Origin of the sequence: Mucilaginibacter rubeus (assembly GCF_014643835.1) — a bacterium.
In the GTDB taxonomy this organism is placed as follows: Bacteria; Bacteroidota; Bacteroidia; order Sphingobacteriales; family Sphingobacteriaceae; genus Mucilaginibacter; species Mucilaginibacter rubeus.
Map to the genome: position 1 here is coordinate 443804 of NZ_BMKD01000006.1, position 16501 is coordinate 460304.

Sequence of the window (16501 nt, forward strand, 5' to 3'; positions counted from 1 at the left end):
AAGTTACGGCTATGAATAAATTTTGTATTTAAATCGCTTTTAAGGTGCTTCCATCTGCGCCTACCTCAAGTACGTGTTGTACACCGCATTTAAGGGCGAAGTTGTTTTTCTGATGCCCCACCGGGAAATCAAAGCAAACAGGATACCTATAATCCTTTACTTTTTCGGTAACGATATCATAAATGGTATGGCCAAATTCTTCGCCTTCAATATCCGGTGTTAGCTGAAAACCGCCTATAATTAACCCGGCCAGGCGCGAAAGTTTACCGCTTTGTTTCAGGTTCCAGAACATGCGGTCGATATTGTAAGGGCGTTCATGGGTATCTTCAACAAATAAGATCTTTCCATCCGTGTCAAGGTCAGACGGCGTGCCCGAAAGCGTCGCGATCAGGCTCAGGTTACCGCCAACCAACGCGGCTTCGGTTTTACCGGGGCGGTTTTGGGAGCAAGCAGGTGACGAATAATTAAGATTTTCGCCGGTAAGCGCCTGCCTTATGGATTGAATAGTGGCTATCTGCATAGCATCGGCCTTTGCCCAGTCATCAGGAAAACTGTTGCACATTTTTGAATGCAGTGTTGCAATACCAAAATTCCGGTTGATATGGCAATGCAGGGCGGTAATGTCGCTGAAGCCGATAATCCATTTAGGATTTTTCTTAAACTGTTTGAAATTGAGTCGGTCAATGATCCTCACCAATCCGTAACCCCCTCTTGCACACATAATGGCTTTAATCTCGGGGTTATCCAGCATCTGCTGCAGGTCTGCCACGCGTTCTTCATCCGTTCCCCCGTATATAAAATCCTTTTTGCCGGTGTTATCGCCAATCTGTACCTTAAAGCCCCAGTTTTGTATAAGTTGTACAGCCGGTATAAGGTCAGCCAGGCTCATATATCCCGATGGACTAATAATGCCTATGGTATCTCCAGGTTGCAAATAAGGAGCGATTTTGTGACGGGTTTTAGTATAGGGATTTGGTGGAGTAACCGACCACGCCCCTGAGGTTGATAACGCGGCACCGGCAGTGACTATGGATGATATGAAGCGTTTTCGGTTCATTTTATACCTGCTGCATTTTGGTACAACAGGGTTTATAAAAGTATGAAAAACGGGATAATAAGTGATGAATACCCGGCAGGTAAAATTCATTATCCTATAATCTTTACATAACCCCTCGCCTGCTTTTACCTAAAGATCAGTAAGTTTGAATTTGATGAAGATAAAGCATATCCCATTTACCGGAATTAAATCATTTACAGGGTTTGCCCTGATCCTATTGTCGCTCGTTTTCCAGGCTTGTCACACCTCCGGCGATAAAAATGAAACTGATACCACAACTTCAAGGCCTGTAGTTAATGCATCAGCAGCCGGATTTAAAGTTAAAGCGGCCATTTCCTGTACCAAAAACGGGATGATCAGGGAAGACAGTATTTTATACATGCACCAGGGTGGCGAATCATTTAAACCCACAATAGTTAACGTGAACAGTACCCCGGCCGATAAAGCAGATCATGATATGGCCTGGATTCCCGGCGGCACTTTCAGCATGGGTGGGGTTAATCCAAGGGGTATAACCGACGGCGGTATGGAAGCAATGGACGATGCCCGGCCTGTTCACCGGGTATCTGTCGATGGTTTTTACATGGATAAAACCGAGGTAACCAATAACCAGTTTGCCAAATTTGTAAAAGCTACCGGCTATATAACCGTTGCCGAACAAAAACCCACCGAGGCGGAATTTCCGGGTGTGCCGGCCGAAAAACTGGTTGCCGGATCGGTGGTTTTTACGCCTCCGCGTCAGAAAGTACAGTTAGATGATATTTCGCAATGGTGGACATACCAAAATGGGGCCGACTGGAAACACCCGCTTGGGCCGGGTTCCGACTTAAAAGGGAAGGAAAATTACCCGGTAGTACAGGTAGCCTGGGAAGATGCTGCTGCCTATGCCAAATGGGCCGGAAAACGCCTGCCCACAGAGGCCGAATGGGAGTTTGCTGCGAGAGGAGGTAAAGCCGGTGAGCTATATCCCTGGGGCAACCAGTTAAAACAGGACGGGCGCTGGATGGCCAACACATTCCAGGGATCTTTTCCTGATCATGATAACGCCGAAGATGGTGAAACCGGCTTGGGACCGGTAAAAAAATACCCGGCGAATGCTTACGGCTTGTATGATATGGCCGGCAACGCCTGGGAGTGGTGTGCCGACTGGTACCGCAATGATTATTATAATAGTTTTAATCCTAATATAGTTACGCGCAATCCTAAAGGGCCTTCTGATTCTTCAGATCCTCAGGAGCCGGGGCAAAAAAAGAAGGTTCAAAGAGGCGGCTCATTTTTGTGTACCGATCAGTACTGTACACGCTATATGGTAGGCTCAAGAGGCAAGGGCGAATATCGCTCGGCAACAAACCACGTTGGCTTTAGATGTGTAAAGGATGTTAAGCATGGTAATAATACGACACAGGACGCCCAGAAAGCACTTTAATATTCTTCGTGATATTATATATAAGAGTTTATCGGGAACAATGGGTAACAAGTTCAAAAGCTTTCTGCTTTAAGCATTCCGCCTTCCGCTTCAAAAAGGGCATAAAAAAAAGAAGCACTCCTGATGGGCAGGAATGCGTTCTAACCAATTATAAACCTAAATTATGAGAAGAGATGTAAACCCGGAGTCGAACCGGCGGCGCTGCCTGTCAGCTATTCACATGATGTTACAAATATACGTGTAATCTTTACATTTATTGTCATCTTAATATGAAAATTTTATTTTTATTGGTATTTTTTTATAGATAGCGATTGGTTTATGGATAATTGGCAATGAACTAATGAACATAGTCGTTAACTTAAAAGGTGGGGGATTGCGAGATTCCCTCTTAAGTTTAACTTAACCCATAAAATACTGGGACCATTTGAGTGGCAAAGCGCGTGGTTTTGTCCCTCTGGGGCAATGGAAAGTTGGAGGCGCTAATATGCCACAAACCTTTTGCACCTCTGGCGCAGCTTGTCAATTCTTAACTTAACGGTATCGGGTATAGCGCTTTATAATCAGGTCCTGCGGCTTTCAACAGTGTATACGAAGCTTTCGGCTTTGTAATAGCCGAGGTTATACTCCATGGGGCGCTCGCCCTGATCGTAAACAAATCTTTTTCTGAACAATACGGGGCTGCCGGTTTCAATTTCAAGCTTGCCGGCTATGAACTTATTAGCTTCCAGTGCACTTATCTCTTCTTTTGACAGGTTTGCTATCGTAGAATATTCGTCCTCAAGCATTTCATAGAGCGGGCGTTTAAAATCCTCCTCGCCGGTAAGGCCTATGCGCGGGTGAAAATAAGATATGAAATAAACAAAAGGATTGTCGCTGCTGCCCCGTAACCGCTCCATTTTCACAATTTTTTTCTCTGTACTGATATCGAAAAAGCTGGCGGTGCTTTCATCAGGAAATACCCAGCTTACATGCAGCTCATAATTTTTTACGGTAATACCTCTCGCTTTCATTTCCTGCGAAAAACTAAGCCAGTTCATTGATTTTGAACTGATCCTCGAGTTGGCAACTTTAGTACCAAAACCCTTTTTGCGGATCAACAGTTCTTCATAAACCAGTTTATTAATAGCCTGGCGCAGTGTTGTGCGGGATATAGCCAACTTTTTTGCCAGTTCTACCTCGTTAGGTAATAATTTACCCGCCTGGTAAACCGGATCTTTGATCAGTTCGCGAAGCAATTGCTCGGCCTGTATATGTAGTGGAATCGGGCTTTTATGGTCGATGGCTAATTTCATAATGGCTTTTACTAACCTTAATGAGGATATAAGTAAGGGTAAAGATAGTAAAAGGTTAATTATGTATTTACATGGTTTAAGCGAGTGTTTTTAATTTGCCAAACAGGATATTTATAGATTGTATGGAACGCTAATAATTCAATGACCTATTCCATTTCTACTAACCTAACTATGCAGCAGTTATTGGTATCGATTATTTACTTTCAGATCTTCATAACTTAAATGTTCATACAAATGGTTGCTTTATTGTTTTAATATTGCAATTGTTCTTTAGTTATCCTTCAGCCAAAGGCACAAAGTGTTGGAAAATAACCCTTTAATTACTTATAAATTCGCCTTGATTATGCCTTTATGAATTTGCTAAAAGAGTTACTCCCCATACTTCCGGCTACTTCTTAGTATGCAGTTTAGTTAATGCAAATTGCCCTATCCTATCGCCCTCATCTACACCGTTAGTTATGGATGGCATATAATGGATACCGCCATAAAACCTGCTGATAGCAGCCTCTTCGGCCGCGGCCTTAAAGGATTTAAAATTGCGCGCGGGGATAGCAAACTCCATTTCTGTAGAGTCAATGAACGAAAATTCATCGCCAAATAGTTTGCTTAACACGGCTGCTGATGCGGTAGATACAACACTATGCCCGCTGGTATACTCGGGGAAAGGCGGCGTTTGCAGCAATGGCATCCAGCTTTGATCAATATACTGGTTAATGTAAGTTTCGGGCCTGATCACCTTGCTCCGGTATTTTTCGTCCCAGCAGTTTATAAAACTATCTGCAATAACTACAGCTATACAAGCATAAGCTTCGGCGCTTTTCACGTAACCGGCCTTAGCCTTACGACAAGCCAGCGCCGTGATATTGATCCAATGCCCTCCCGGCGAGATCTTTTTTGTGGCAAACATAGTGTGCCCGTTGATATTCACCTTAAAGGGGTTATCATCCCAAAAGGTGGCGATAGTTGCCTCATCATCGGTGAGGTGCTTGCCGGTATCATATACTTCCATAGCCAGCTTGTAAAAATTACTACCGGGGATGTTGCTGAAGGTAAAGGGATGGGCCGGTTTAAATTGCTGTGCCGAATCAAGCAAAAATGGGCGGATCTCATTCCAGTGTGGCTCAATACCTTTCATGTAGGCCGGTGGGGTGGGCTTCCAGCTTGCGTCATCTGTTTGCACATCATATTTTGATAATGAGCGGGTATGTTTATAGTTATCCTTACCCGCCCATTTTATGATCCTGTCGGCAATAAGTTTACCGTACGCTATCGAGTTATCATAAACACTATCGGGCATGCCGGTATTTTTAAACTCCTGCATCAGTTTGTCATGAAAACCCTCTATCCTGCCCTCACTCATCACCAGGATTTTGCCAACGGTTAAAATAGCATGCGATGCCGATAACGTGAAGCAATATTTTTTACCGGCTATAGGCTTAGGCACCGAGTCGAGCCCCTTCAGTTGCCCCTCAAGCGATTGGTAATGATTATCGCCATTTCGCGCAGCCTCATATGCAGCCACACTAATATAGGCATAAATACGACTGGCAACCGGCGGCGAATAAATATCATGCCTTACCACATCAGTAACATCTTTGATAGACCGGTGGATAAAATCCGGGTTTTCGGCCGGTTTTTCCCAGCTTTTCTTACCGCATGATGAGCAGGTTATAATAACGATAAATGCAAAATATAGTCTCTTCATCATGATGAACAGCAACGGCTTGATCAGTTTAATTGGTCTAACCCTCAAATCAGGGGTTCAGATCAAAGCTAACAGTTAATCAATATTTAAGTATGGCCCGATAGTAATTAACTAACTTTTGATACAATTTGCAGAAACAGGAATTGTAAAATCCGTTTTCTTTACGGTGGCTTATTGCATTATAACCAATAAGTTAAAGCTTAACCAAAGCATAAACCATCAATCAATTATTAACCATATTTGCATGATAAAAAGTTTACCCAAGGCGTTTAAACTATCTACCTTATTGTTATTTTTTTTAGGTGCCGGATGTTCAAAAAAGTCATCAAGCCCAACGCTCTTTAAGCTGCTCGATGCTTCACAAACAGGTATCGATTTTAAAAATACCATTACCGAAAGTGACAGCATCAACATCCTTAACCACCCCTACCTGTACAATGGCGCCGGTGTTGGTATCGGCGATTTTAACCGTGATGGCCTGCCCGATGTTTACTTTGCCGGTAACATGGTTGCCAATAAATTATACATTAACAAAGGCTTACTTACTTTTAAAGATGTTACAGACGCGGCGGGTGTAGCCGGTAATGGCGACTGGTACGCAGGTGTATCAGTAGTTGATATCAATAACGATGGCTGGCCGGACATATACGTTTGCTCATCATTTAAAAGCGATCCCAACCATCGCAAAAACCTGCTTTTCATTAACCAGGCAACTAATAAAGATGGCGTGCCAACCTTCAAAGAATCGGCAGCAGCCTATGGACTGCAGGATACCGGCTACAGCACACAAGCCGTATTTTTTGATTACGATCATGACGGAGACCTTGACATGTACCTGCTCACCAACTTTTTAGGTAAAGAAACTCTGGTGGCCTATCGCCCAAAATTAACCGATGGCAGCGCACAGAATAACGACCGCCTTTACCGTAACAACGGAAATGGCACCTTCACCAATGTAACCAAAGAAGCAGGGATATTGATAGAGGGCTTTGGCAACTCGGTTTCTATATGCGATGTGAATAACGATGGCTGGCCGGATGTTTATGTAGGTAACGACTTTATATCGAACGATGTATTGTGGGTGAACAATAAAAACGGCACGTTCAGCAACCGCGCGGGCGAGTATTTTAAACACACGGGCTGGTCGGTAATGGGATCGGATATGGTTGATATCAATAACGATGGCAAGGCCGACCTGATATCATTAGAGATGCTGCCCGAAGAAAATGTGCGTAAAAAAACCATGCTTGTAGGCGATAATTATATCACCTATATCAACAATAACAAATTTAAATACGAGCACCAGTACATCCGCAATGTGTTGCAGCTTAATCAGGGGCAAACACCCGCTGGTCATCCGCAATACAGCGAAATAGCTTACCAGGCCGGTGTTTATCAAACCGACTGGAGCTGGACACCGCTCGTGGCCGATTTTGATAACGACGGTTATCGTGACATGATGATCACCAACGGTTATCCCCGCGACGTTACGGACCTTGACCATGCCTTATACAGTAACGACCAGGGCCGTACTGCTAAGGAAAACACTACGCTGGCCGCGGCCGATTCATTTCCGGTTGTAAAAACATCAAGCTACGCTTTCAGAAATGCGGGCGGGTATTTGTTTAAAGATCAATCGAAAGATTGGGGAATTGTGAAACCTACCTTTTCAACCGGCGGCGTTTACGCCGATCTGGACAATGACGGCGATCTTGACCTCGTGATCAATAATATTGATGACGATGCTTTTGTTTATGAAAACACAGCTAACAGCAAAACGCAGGTTGCCAAAGATCACAACTATCTAACTGTTGCACTACAGGGCGACAGCAAAAATATTGGCGGTATTGGTGCTACCGTCCGTATCTATTACAAAGGCAAGCAGCAGTTTTATGACCAGCAACCCTGCCGCGGCTATATGAGTACGGATGATGCCCGCGGGCATTTCGGTATAGGGGTCACTACATCTGTCGACTCATTGCGGGTACGCTGGCCCGATGGTAAAACACAGCTGCTTACCAATGTTAAGACCAACCAAACACTTACATTGCGGTACAAAAATGCCTCTGGTTATTTCCCGCCGGATGCTTTCGGCAAAATCATCCCGGTGTTTCAGGAGGCTAATAACCAAACAGGCATAAAATACGTGCACCAGGAAAAAGACGCTATCGATTATAATATACAGCCTACCCTGCCGCACAAGCTAAGCCAGTACGGCCCGGCTATTGCCGTTGGCGATGTGGATGGCAATGGCTATGATGACCTTTTTATAGGAGGCTCCGCCGGTAACAAAGGGGTATTTTTCGTGCAGGATGCAAACGGTCATTTCGCTATGGATAACAACCGTTTTGTGCACGAAGATTTTAAAGAAGAGGAAGACATGGGTGCATTATTGTTTGATGCCAATGGCGATGGCTTCCCTGATCTGTACATCGCAAGTGGTAGCTACGAATTTCAGAAAGGGCATACCACAGCGCAGGACAGGCTTTACATCAACGATAAAAAAGGCCATTTTACCCGCGACCTTGCGGCCGTACCTGTAGAATACGATAACGGTTCATGCGTTCGCGCCGCCGATTTTGACGGCGATGGCGATTTGGACCTTTTTGTAGGTTCAAGATCGGTTTCAGGCGCTTACCCTTCATCACCCGTTAGCCATTTGCTCAGGAACGATGGCGGTAAATTTACCGATGTTACCAGCCAGCTTTGCCCCGACCTGATACATGGCGGCATGATCACCGACGCGCTTTGGTCGGATTTTGACAAGGATGGCAAGGCGGACCTGGTGGTGGTTGGCGAATGGATGCCGGTTACCTTTTACAAAAACACCGGCCATGGCCTTAGCAAGATCAAATCAGGCATTGACGACCATGTAGGTTGGTGGAACAGCATAGTTGCAGGCGACTTCAACAATGATGGTAATATCGATTATGTAGCAGGTAACCTGGGGCAAAACTCAAACTACAAAGCATCATTTGAGCAACCCATGACCATTATGGGTAAAGACCTGGACGGTAACGGTTCCTTCGATGCCATGATATTTTGCTTTATGAAGGATGAGGACGGCTCACAGAAACCCTTCCCCATGCATACCCGGGATGACCTCATCAGCCAGGTGATCTCTATCCGCAAAAAATATCCAAGCTATCGCGGCTTTGGTCATGCTACCATGAATGATCTGTGGACTGAGAAAGACAAAGAAGGCGCCGTAATCCTTAAGGCAACCGATATGAACACCAGCCTTATCACCGGCAAAGGCACTGGTACTTTTAGTATCAGTGCACTACCACAAGATGTACAAATGGCCCCGGTGTACGGCATGATAGCTGAAGATGTTGACCACGATGGCAATCTCGACCTGATAATGACTGGTAACGACTTTGGCATGGAACCTTTTACCGGCAGGCATGATGCCTTTATGGGTTTATATATGAAAGGCAATGGAAAAGGCAGCTTTGCTCCGCTATCAGTAGCTAATAGCGGCATTTATATTGCGGGCGACGGTAAAGGGCTGGCAAGTGTACAATCGGCTAAAGGAGGCGAGGTTTTAATAGCCACCCAAAATCAGGATAGCATTAAAGTATTCCGGAAAACGGGCGCTAATTCTGCCAGGCGATATATTAAATTAAAGGCCGATGATTTTTATGCTGATATTACGCTCAAGAACGGAGGCAAAAAGCATATTGAATTTTATTATGGATCAACCTATCTATCGCAATCGTCAAGGATATTGGAATTGGATGCTAATACAGCAGAGGTAATCATAACAAGCTATAATGGGAGGAAAAGGAAAGGGAGTTAATAATTGTAAATCCATGCACACATTCGTCATGCCATGCTAAACCCTGGGTGCCCGATAACCAAAAGGAGGGGATATTGGTAACTTAAACTCCAATCTTCCTCCCTTAACCAACCAACTCACTCACAATTTTTGCCGACAGCAAACACAACGGGATCCCTCCTCCCGGGTGTACGCTTCCCCCGCAAAAATATAAACCTTTTATTTTTGAGGATTTATTGGCATGCCGTAAAAATGCGGCAAACCGGCTGTTGGAGCTGGTGCCATAAAGCGAGCCCTGGTATGAGGATGTACGGCTTTCGATACTCCGCGGATCAAGAATGCTTTCATTAGCAATAAGTTTACGGATGTCTTTACTTAGCAAACGGCTTAACTTATTTAATACATTTTCCCTCGCCCCGGCTATCAGTGCATCCCAATCCTGCCCGGTATTAGCAGGTACGTTGATCATCACAAACCAGTTTTCGCAACTCTCGGGAGCATCGTCTGGTTTATATTTGGAGCTGATGTTAAGGTAAACAGTTGGATCGTGATAAATCTCTTTTTCCTTCCAAATGTGATTAAACTCGGCCTCATAATCAGCACTGAAAAAAATATTATGCAGGTCAAGCTCCCTGAACTGATCCCGGATCCCCCAATAAAATATCAGGGCCGAACTGCTTCGCTCCTGGTTTAATATTTTTTGAGGATGAAGTTTGGGATGACTGCTTAGCAGCTTGTGATAGGTGAACCAGATATCCATATTGGATACCACAAGATCCCCTTCAATTACGCCATCATTCGTCCTGATCCCTTTTACTGTGTGACCTTGCAATACAATTTCTGCTACCGGGTTATTGTAGTAAAACTTTACACTTACTGATTCGGCCAGCGCCACTAAGCAAGAAGTTATGTTATACATCCCACCCTCCGGAAAATAAGCGCCAAAATGCTGCTCCAGATGCGGGATTACGTTCAGCGTGGCCGGTGCGCTATAAGGGTTTGAACCGTTATAGGTTGCATACCTGTCGAAAAATTGCACTATCCTTTTATCCTTGAAAAAGACCTCATTGGCCTTGTGCATAGTGCGAAAGGCATCTATCTTACCAAACCTTAATATTGATTTGACGGTATCCCAGCACAGATAGGTTTTAAGCCGATGCAGGGAGCGCTCTAAAAAAACGTGGTTGGTAACGTTATAGACCATACTGCTGTTATCAAGGTAATGCTTTACAGCTGCGGCAGGTTCTCCTGTCTTTTCCTGTATCTCATCGCTAAACTTGCCTTCATTAGCGTAAGCGGTTAAACGCGTACCATCTTCATAAAAATATCTGCAAACAACATCCAGCTTTTGATACCTGAAATAATCAGACGGGTTTTTTCCGGCCAGCTTAAAAAGCTCGTTAATATATTGCGGCATGGTAAACAGGCTCGGCCCGGCATCAAAGCGGTAACCATCCTGCTCAAACTGGCTCAGCTTACCACCGGGGTAACTATTAGCCTCATAAACTTCAACCTGATATCCTTTTACCGCCAGGCGGATAGCTGTCGCAATACCCGCTATACCGGCGCCAATAATCAAAGCTTTTTTGGGAAGAGGCATGGGGTAAAGATAACCGGGATTCGGGGAATTTTTAGGATTAACAGGATTTTTTCTGACCCGGTTAGAAAAATCCAACTAATGTCAAATCTTATAAAATTCCAAGCACATTGATCAGATCTCTTTAAATCTGAGAAAAATCCTGTACTCCAAAAAATCCTATAAAAATCCCGGTTCAGAAACTACACATGATGAACGCCTTCGCCTATCTCTTCAATAGTTTTGCGGTTAAATGCTTCCAAATCATCAGGGCGGCGACTTGTTACCAGGCCATTATCAACTACCACCTCCTCGTCAACCCAATCGGCGCCGGCGTTTTTAAGATCGGTTTGTAACGATGGGTATGAAGTTAACCGTCTCCCGTTGATCATACCTGTTTCAATCAGTAATTGCGGGCCGTGGCATATTGCCGCCAGCGGCTTGCCCTCATCCAAAAATGCAGAAGCAAAGGCAACGGCATCTTTATTTTGCCTTAACTTATCGGGGTTAAGCACGCCACCCGGTAAAACCAGCGCGTCGTAATCATCAGGGCTTACTTCGTTTAGCTGTTTATCAACATTGATTTCAATACCCCAATTGGTTTTATCCCAGGCTTTGATCTTCCCGCTTTTGGGTGATATTACGTGTACTGTTGCACCTGCCTGCTCAAGGGCTTGTTTTGGGCTTGTTAATTCAACCTGCTCAAATCCTTCTTCGGTAAGGATTGCCACCTTACGACCATTTAAACTTGCCATAATTTATAATTTATTAATTAATGATTATAAAAATTAAATACAATATAAATACAGGCAAAAATAAGGATGGTTTTAGGAATTTTAAAAGAGAAGATAGAATCTTGCTAATCAAGCTTAGAGCACATGAATTTCATTTAACTCAAGCATTAAAAAGTTGTCTGTTTGTAGGATTCTGAATGTTGCAGAAAGATCGCTCCATTCACCATTTATAGGCAAATCATAAATAACGTATCCTATTATTGTCATGTCATGTCGCTCATCAATCTTTCTAATAGCATAATCAAAAAAGTCTATATCTTTATATGGATTAATATTACCATTAATTATTGCGGATTCCGGAGACGTAACCTTATACTTTTCCTCTGACTGTTCGTCAGGCAATCCATACCCGTTTATTATGTCTTTAATATTTGACGGGCTCCATTGATAATAAGGATCATGAAGAGTTGACTGATAAGCTTCATCGTATCTTCCGTTAGATAACAATTCAATCCAGCTAAGGACTGCCTTTTCTATTTCAATACGATCAATTGAATATATCTTAAGCGGCATGGTTAAATTCGAAATAGTTTAGCCTTGACTTTCCGTATGCTGCAACGCGTAGTTTATAAAGTTACTTGTCAGTCCATAATCTTCTGTCCCCTTACGACGGATAAAAAAGAAATCACGCTTAATTTTCAAACCTTCAATAGGCACTTCAACCAAATCACCTTCGGCCAGTTGCCGGATAATTGATGGGCGCGGCATAAAGCCAAGGCATTGATCGGCCAGCAGGAAGTTTTTTAAAGCCTCGGTACCACCAAGGCGGATCTTTACGGACAGATCGGCCGGTTTAATATGCAAAGCAGACAAGGCTTTTAATACGGCATTCAACGTGCCCGAACCACGCTCTCTCACGGCGAGGGGCGTTTTTACAAACTGCTTTAATGTTAATGACTTGCCTGCCAGGGGACTCTTAGCCGAGCAAACCGGGATCACCTCATCACTCATAAAAGGCTTGTATGATACTGTAGTGAGTTTATTATCAACCTCAATTATACCAATATCAACCTCATGATTTAACAAAGCGTTCAGGATATATTCGCTGTTGCGGTTTACAAGCTGTACATCAACATTGGCGTACTCGCGCTGAAAACCAGAAAGTATCGAAGGTAAAATATACAGGGCAATAGTTGTACTTGCGCCCAAACGCAAATGCCCGGCAGCCTGCGAAAGATTGCTTAACACCGAAAGATCATACTCTACCTTCCGCTCTATCTCTGTTGCCTGTTGTAAATACTCATTTAGCTTATTTCCGGCTTCGGTTAATAAAATACTGTTGCCCTTACGCTCAAACAGGGGCACTTTATATTGATCTTCAAGCGCTTTAACATGCTTACTGATGGCCGGCTGCGTAATAAACAGCACCTGGGCAGCCTTACTGAAACTCAGGTTGGCGGCAACTTCCATAAATACACGATGGGCGAAAGAGATCATGGGGCAAAGTTAATTTTTTACCCGTTCAAAGTACTTACCTGTAAATTTATATACGATATAGTCGCGGGTAACCTCTCGTTTTGCATTAACTAACGGACTACGGATGCTTTGTGTTTTAGCATCATAATAAATAGTCGGGATCACTTTCATATTAACTACCGAAAGGAAGTTATAATCAAAATAAAGCTTGCTATGCATCCCGGTTGGGGTTTTAACCAATAATACCACTCCGTTCAATTTACCATTCTCGACAGTAAAAAACTGGATGCCCTGGGTAGCATCAACACTGGAACGTACCGAATTATACGCCGCCAGGTAGTAAACCTTGTTGTTTGCCTTGAGGGTATAGATTTTGGAGTACCAGTAAACCGGGTTATGCTTTTTGCCAACGGAATCCATTTTAAGCGATGACGATACTTTGCCGCTAACCTTATACTGCAAAACATTGTCAAAATCATAGCCGGTGCTGCCCAGCCTGGTATCCCACGAATAAGTACGGAACAAGCCATCGGCAGATGTGGCTATCACAACCCGTTCTTTAACCAGTTCGGTAAAGGGATAGTTAATGGTTCCGGGATATTTGGAGGTATAGTACTTCAGCTTAAAGCCAAAGATCTTGTTCATTTTTTCTAATGAATCAATTGCTTTCCACTCTTTTTTGTGGGAACCGTAATAGTTTACCCTTTTAAAAATCCGTAACAGGTCGGCTTCAATGGCCTGCGGACTCTGGGCAAACAAATTTGCTGAGTAAAAACAGCAGCAGAAAACAATTATTAACTTAAAGGTTTTCATCGGTAAACAAGATACACAAAAAAAGCAAATCCGGCAGACATTCTGTTACGATGATTGCCAGTTAGCTGTTTTTTAGCTTTTTATTTTTTCAAAGTACTGCCCGTTGAATTTGTAGGTGATAAATTTTGCTGTAACTTGTGCTTTGGCATTTACCAACGGTACATGTATAGTTTGCGTTGTTTGATCAAAAGTAATGGTAGGACGTTTTTCAAACGGGATATCAACTACCGAACCAAAATCGTATTCATAAAAAATAGTACTATGTAAACCCGATTGTGTTTTGATGATCTTTGCGTCATTATTTAAAACACCATTCTGAATGGCAAAGGCCCTGATTCCGGTACCTGCATATCTTGATGATTCAATAACTCCATAAATGCCAAAATAGTAAGTTTTATCGCCGGCTTTGAAAGTATATAAGTTTGAATAAAAAGGAGCGCCGCCGTCCCCTGGGTTGTTCATCAAAGATGACCTTGTTTTATCGCCGGCTTTGTATTGTAACACGTTGGCACAAATGTGCATAGTGCCTCCAGTCCATGTATCCCATGAATAGATCCTAAATAAACTGTCTGATGAAGTAAAAATATCAAGCTGTGCTTTTTTAAGCGAATTGAAGGGCAGGTTTATTGTAGAAGGATAGGTTTCTGTATAACGTTTTAATTTATGACCAAATATATCATTGGCTTTAATAAGAGAATCGCCCGCATTTTCATTCCCTTTACGTTGCTGCTCGTCCCAATATTCAATATTTTTAAATGATTTGAGTAAGTCGGCTTCAATAGACTTCGGTGTTTGCGCGAAGAGTTTAACCGATGTGATAAAACAGAAAATAACAATCAGGTTCAAGGCTTTCATACCCAAATATTACAGCATAAAAATAGGGATAATCAAACGACTATCCCTATTCTATTCTTATGAAAAGAAATTCTAATTACGCCTCAACCGGCTGACCGATCAAATGTTGAGCAGCAAGATACTCCGCTATTTGCACGGCGTTAGTAGCTGCACCTTTACGCAGGTTGTCAGATACTATCCAGCAGTTCAACGTATTGTCCTGGGTTTCGTCACGACGGATACGGCCTACAAATACCTCATCTTTATCATGCGCGTCAAGCGGCATCGGGTATTTCAGGTTAGCAGTATCGTCAACCACAACAATGCCTGGTGCGTTGGCTAATAGCTCACGAACTTCGGCCAGGTCAAAATCATTTGCAAACTCAATGTTAACCGACTCAGAGTGACCACCCATAACCGGGATACGCACGGTAGTAGCAGTTACTTTAATGCTGTCGTCGCCCATGATCTTTTTGGTTTCGAGGATCATTTTCATTTCCTCTTTAGTATAACCGTTTTCGGTAAATACATCAATCTGCGGGATCACGTTTAAGTCGATAGTATAAGGGTAAACTTTCGGTCCGTCGATACCTTTACGCTCGTTAAACAACTGATCAACAGCTTTAACACCAGTACCGGTAACCGACTGGTAGGTTGAAACTACTACCCTTTTAATTTTATATTTATCGTGCAGTGGTTTTAAAGCCACTACCATTTGTATAGTTGAACAATTTGGATTGGCGATGATCTTATCTTCGGCGGTAAGTACATCAGCGTTTACTTCGGGCACAACCAGCTTTTTGGTTGGATCCATACGCCATGCCGATGAATTATCAATAACAGTTGTACCAGCAGCTGCAAATAAAGGAGCCTGCTGTAATGAAGTGCTTCCGCCGGCCGAGAAAATTGCTACGTCCGGCTTCATCTTAATCGCATCCTCAACAGAAACCACCTTAAACTGCTTACCCTTAAAAGTAATTTCTTTACCAATACTTTTTTCTGAAGCTACGGGAATTAATTCTGTAACGGGGAAGTTGCGTTCTGCAAGAACCTGCAACATTTTGGTGCCTACTAATCCTGTAGCACCTACTACTGCGACTTTCATTTTTTAAATTGTTTTTGAAATGTATCAAGCTGCTTCACAGCGCCTGTTTTTAATTAATTATGTGTTTTAAAAGTTAAACCCTCAAATATGCACATTTTTTTGGTATCGGAGAAATATTAAGTCTATGGTTATTGTGGAGTTTATTTAAGTGAGTCGTTGACTGAGTTGATTAAGTGATTGGTTTGTTTGTCTGAATCAGAATTTTCAGGATTTGAGAATTAACAGCATGAAATCCCGATACTGGCGCAAGTCTTGAGCGAAGGCCAGCGGGTGGCAGACTTGTGACTTTTGCAAGCGATTAGTTTGACTGAACCGAAATTTTTAGAATTAAATGAATTAATAGAATGCCATGCAAAATTCCAATAATTCGTTTAATTCGAGTTCAGACAGAAACTAACTGCAAACTGCCTAATCAAAACTGCTAACTGAATCAGGGCGTTACCTTCGGCCCGCGCTATCCGCTCATACTACACAAGGCATTAGCCACAGGCCGGTATCCGCTACTATCGCTAACGCGGAAAAAGTCTGAAGTCTGACCAATCAATCATTCCTCCTAAACAAATACTGCGGGTTGATTTGTCTCGTCCTAAAAAAAGTTTACAGTTTAACTGCTAAATCCTGTTATACGTTTACAATATTAATTAATCCTAAAATAGGTTTACAAAATCACATTTTGAGGTTTATAATAACTTTTCCATGTTC

General features: G+C 43.0%; 12 protein-coding genes. 2 read left to right on the plus strand and 10 right to left on the minus strand.

The genetic code is table 11. From position 1 onward, the window contains the following. Positions 1–28: 28 nt before the first annotated feature. Positions 29–1057 (minus strand): S66 peptidase family protein, encoded by a 1029-nt coding sequence (locus IEX80_RS20810; protein ID WP_188834012.1) that lies wholly within the window; start codon positions 1055–1057, stop codon positions 29–31. 154 nt (positions 1058–1211) lie between these two features. Here IEX80_RS20810 and IEX80_RS20815 point away from each other — a divergent pair, with 154 nt between their 5' ends. Further along, positions 1212–2483 (plus strand): formylglycine-generating enzyme family protein, encoded by a 1272-nt coding sequence (locus IEX80_RS20815; protein WP_229701700.1) that lies wholly within the window; start codon positions 1212–1214, stop codon positions 2481–2483. A 560-nt stretch (positions 2484–3043) separates the two neighbouring features. On the opposite strand, the gene IEX80_RS20820 is transcribed toward IEX80_RS20815, so the two are convergent. Continuing rightward, the gene (locus IEX80_RS20820; RefSeq protein WP_188834013.1) at positions 3044–3775 is read right to left on the minus strand and encodes a GntR family transcriptional regulator; all 732 of its coding nucleotides are present in this window, start codon (positions 3773–3775) and stop codon (positions 3044–3046) included. 388 nt (positions 3776–4163) lie between these two features. Next, on the minus strand, positions 4164–5483 hold the full coding sequence (locus IEX80_RS20825) for a vanadium-dependent haloperoxidase (protein ID WP_229701701.1): 1320 nt from the start codon (positions 5481–5483) through the stop codon (positions 4164–4166). 241 nt (positions 5484–5724) lie between these two features. On the opposite strand from IEX80_RS20825, the gene IEX80_RS20830 reads away from it, so the two are divergent. Then, a complete protein-coding gene (locus tag IEX80_RS20830; protein WP_188834014.1) occupies positions 5725–9282 on the plus strand; it encodes a VCBS repeat-containing protein in 3558 nt (1185 codons plus the stop codon). 103 nt (positions 9283–9385) lie between these two features. Here the strand turns inward: IEX80_RS20830 and crtD are convergent, their stop codons facing one another. From crtD to IEX80_RS20865, 7 genes are all read right to left on the minus strand, one after another. Beyond that, a complete protein-coding gene (gene crtD, locus IEX80_RS20835) occupies positions 9386–10861 on the minus strand; it encodes a 1-hydroxycarotenoid 3,4-desaturase CrtD (RefSeq protein ID WP_188834015.1) in 1476 nt (491 codons plus the stop codon). Between the two features lie 179 nt (positions 10862–11040). Next, positions 11041–11592 carry a type 1 glutamine amidotransferase domain-containing protein gene (locus tag IEX80_RS20840; RefSeq protein WP_188834016.1) on the minus strand — a complete coding sequence of 184 codons (552 nt, stop codon included), beginning with the start codon at positions 11590–11592 and terminating at the stop codon, positions 11041–11043. 114 nt (positions 11593–11706) lie between these two features. Continuing rightward, positions 11707–12144: a hypothetical protein gene (locus IEX80_RS20845; protein WP_188834017.1), complete on the minus strand. Its 438-nt coding sequence runs from the start codon at positions 12142–12144 to the stop codon at positions 11707–11709. 18 nt (positions 12145–12162) lie between these two features. After that, positions 12163–13068, minus strand: coding sequence for a LysR substrate-binding domain-containing protein (locus IEX80_RS20850; RefSeq protein ID WP_188834018.1), 906 nt, complete (start codon positions 13066–13068; stop codon positions 12163–12165). Positions 13069–13077: 9 nt separating this feature from the next. Beyond that, positions 13078–13860 carry a hypothetical protein gene (locus tag IEX80_RS20855; protein WP_188834019.1) on the minus strand — a complete coding sequence of 261 codons (783 nt, stop codon included), beginning with the start codon at positions 13858–13860 and terminating at the stop codon, positions 13078–13080. A gap of 72 nt (positions 13861–13932) precedes the next feature. Further along, the gene (locus IEX80_RS20860) at positions 13933–14715 is read right to left on the minus strand and encodes a hypothetical protein (protein ID WP_188834020.1); all 783 of its coding nucleotides are present in this window, start codon (positions 14713–14715) and stop codon (positions 13933–13935) included. Between the two features lie 76 nt (positions 14716–14791). Continuing rightward, positions 14792–15799, minus strand: a complete 1008-nt coding sequence (locus IEX80_RS20865; protein ID WP_090534105.1) for an aspartate-semialdehyde dehydrogenase — start codon at positions 15797–15799, stop codon at positions 14792–14794. Positions 15800–16501 lie beyond the last annotated feature (702 nt).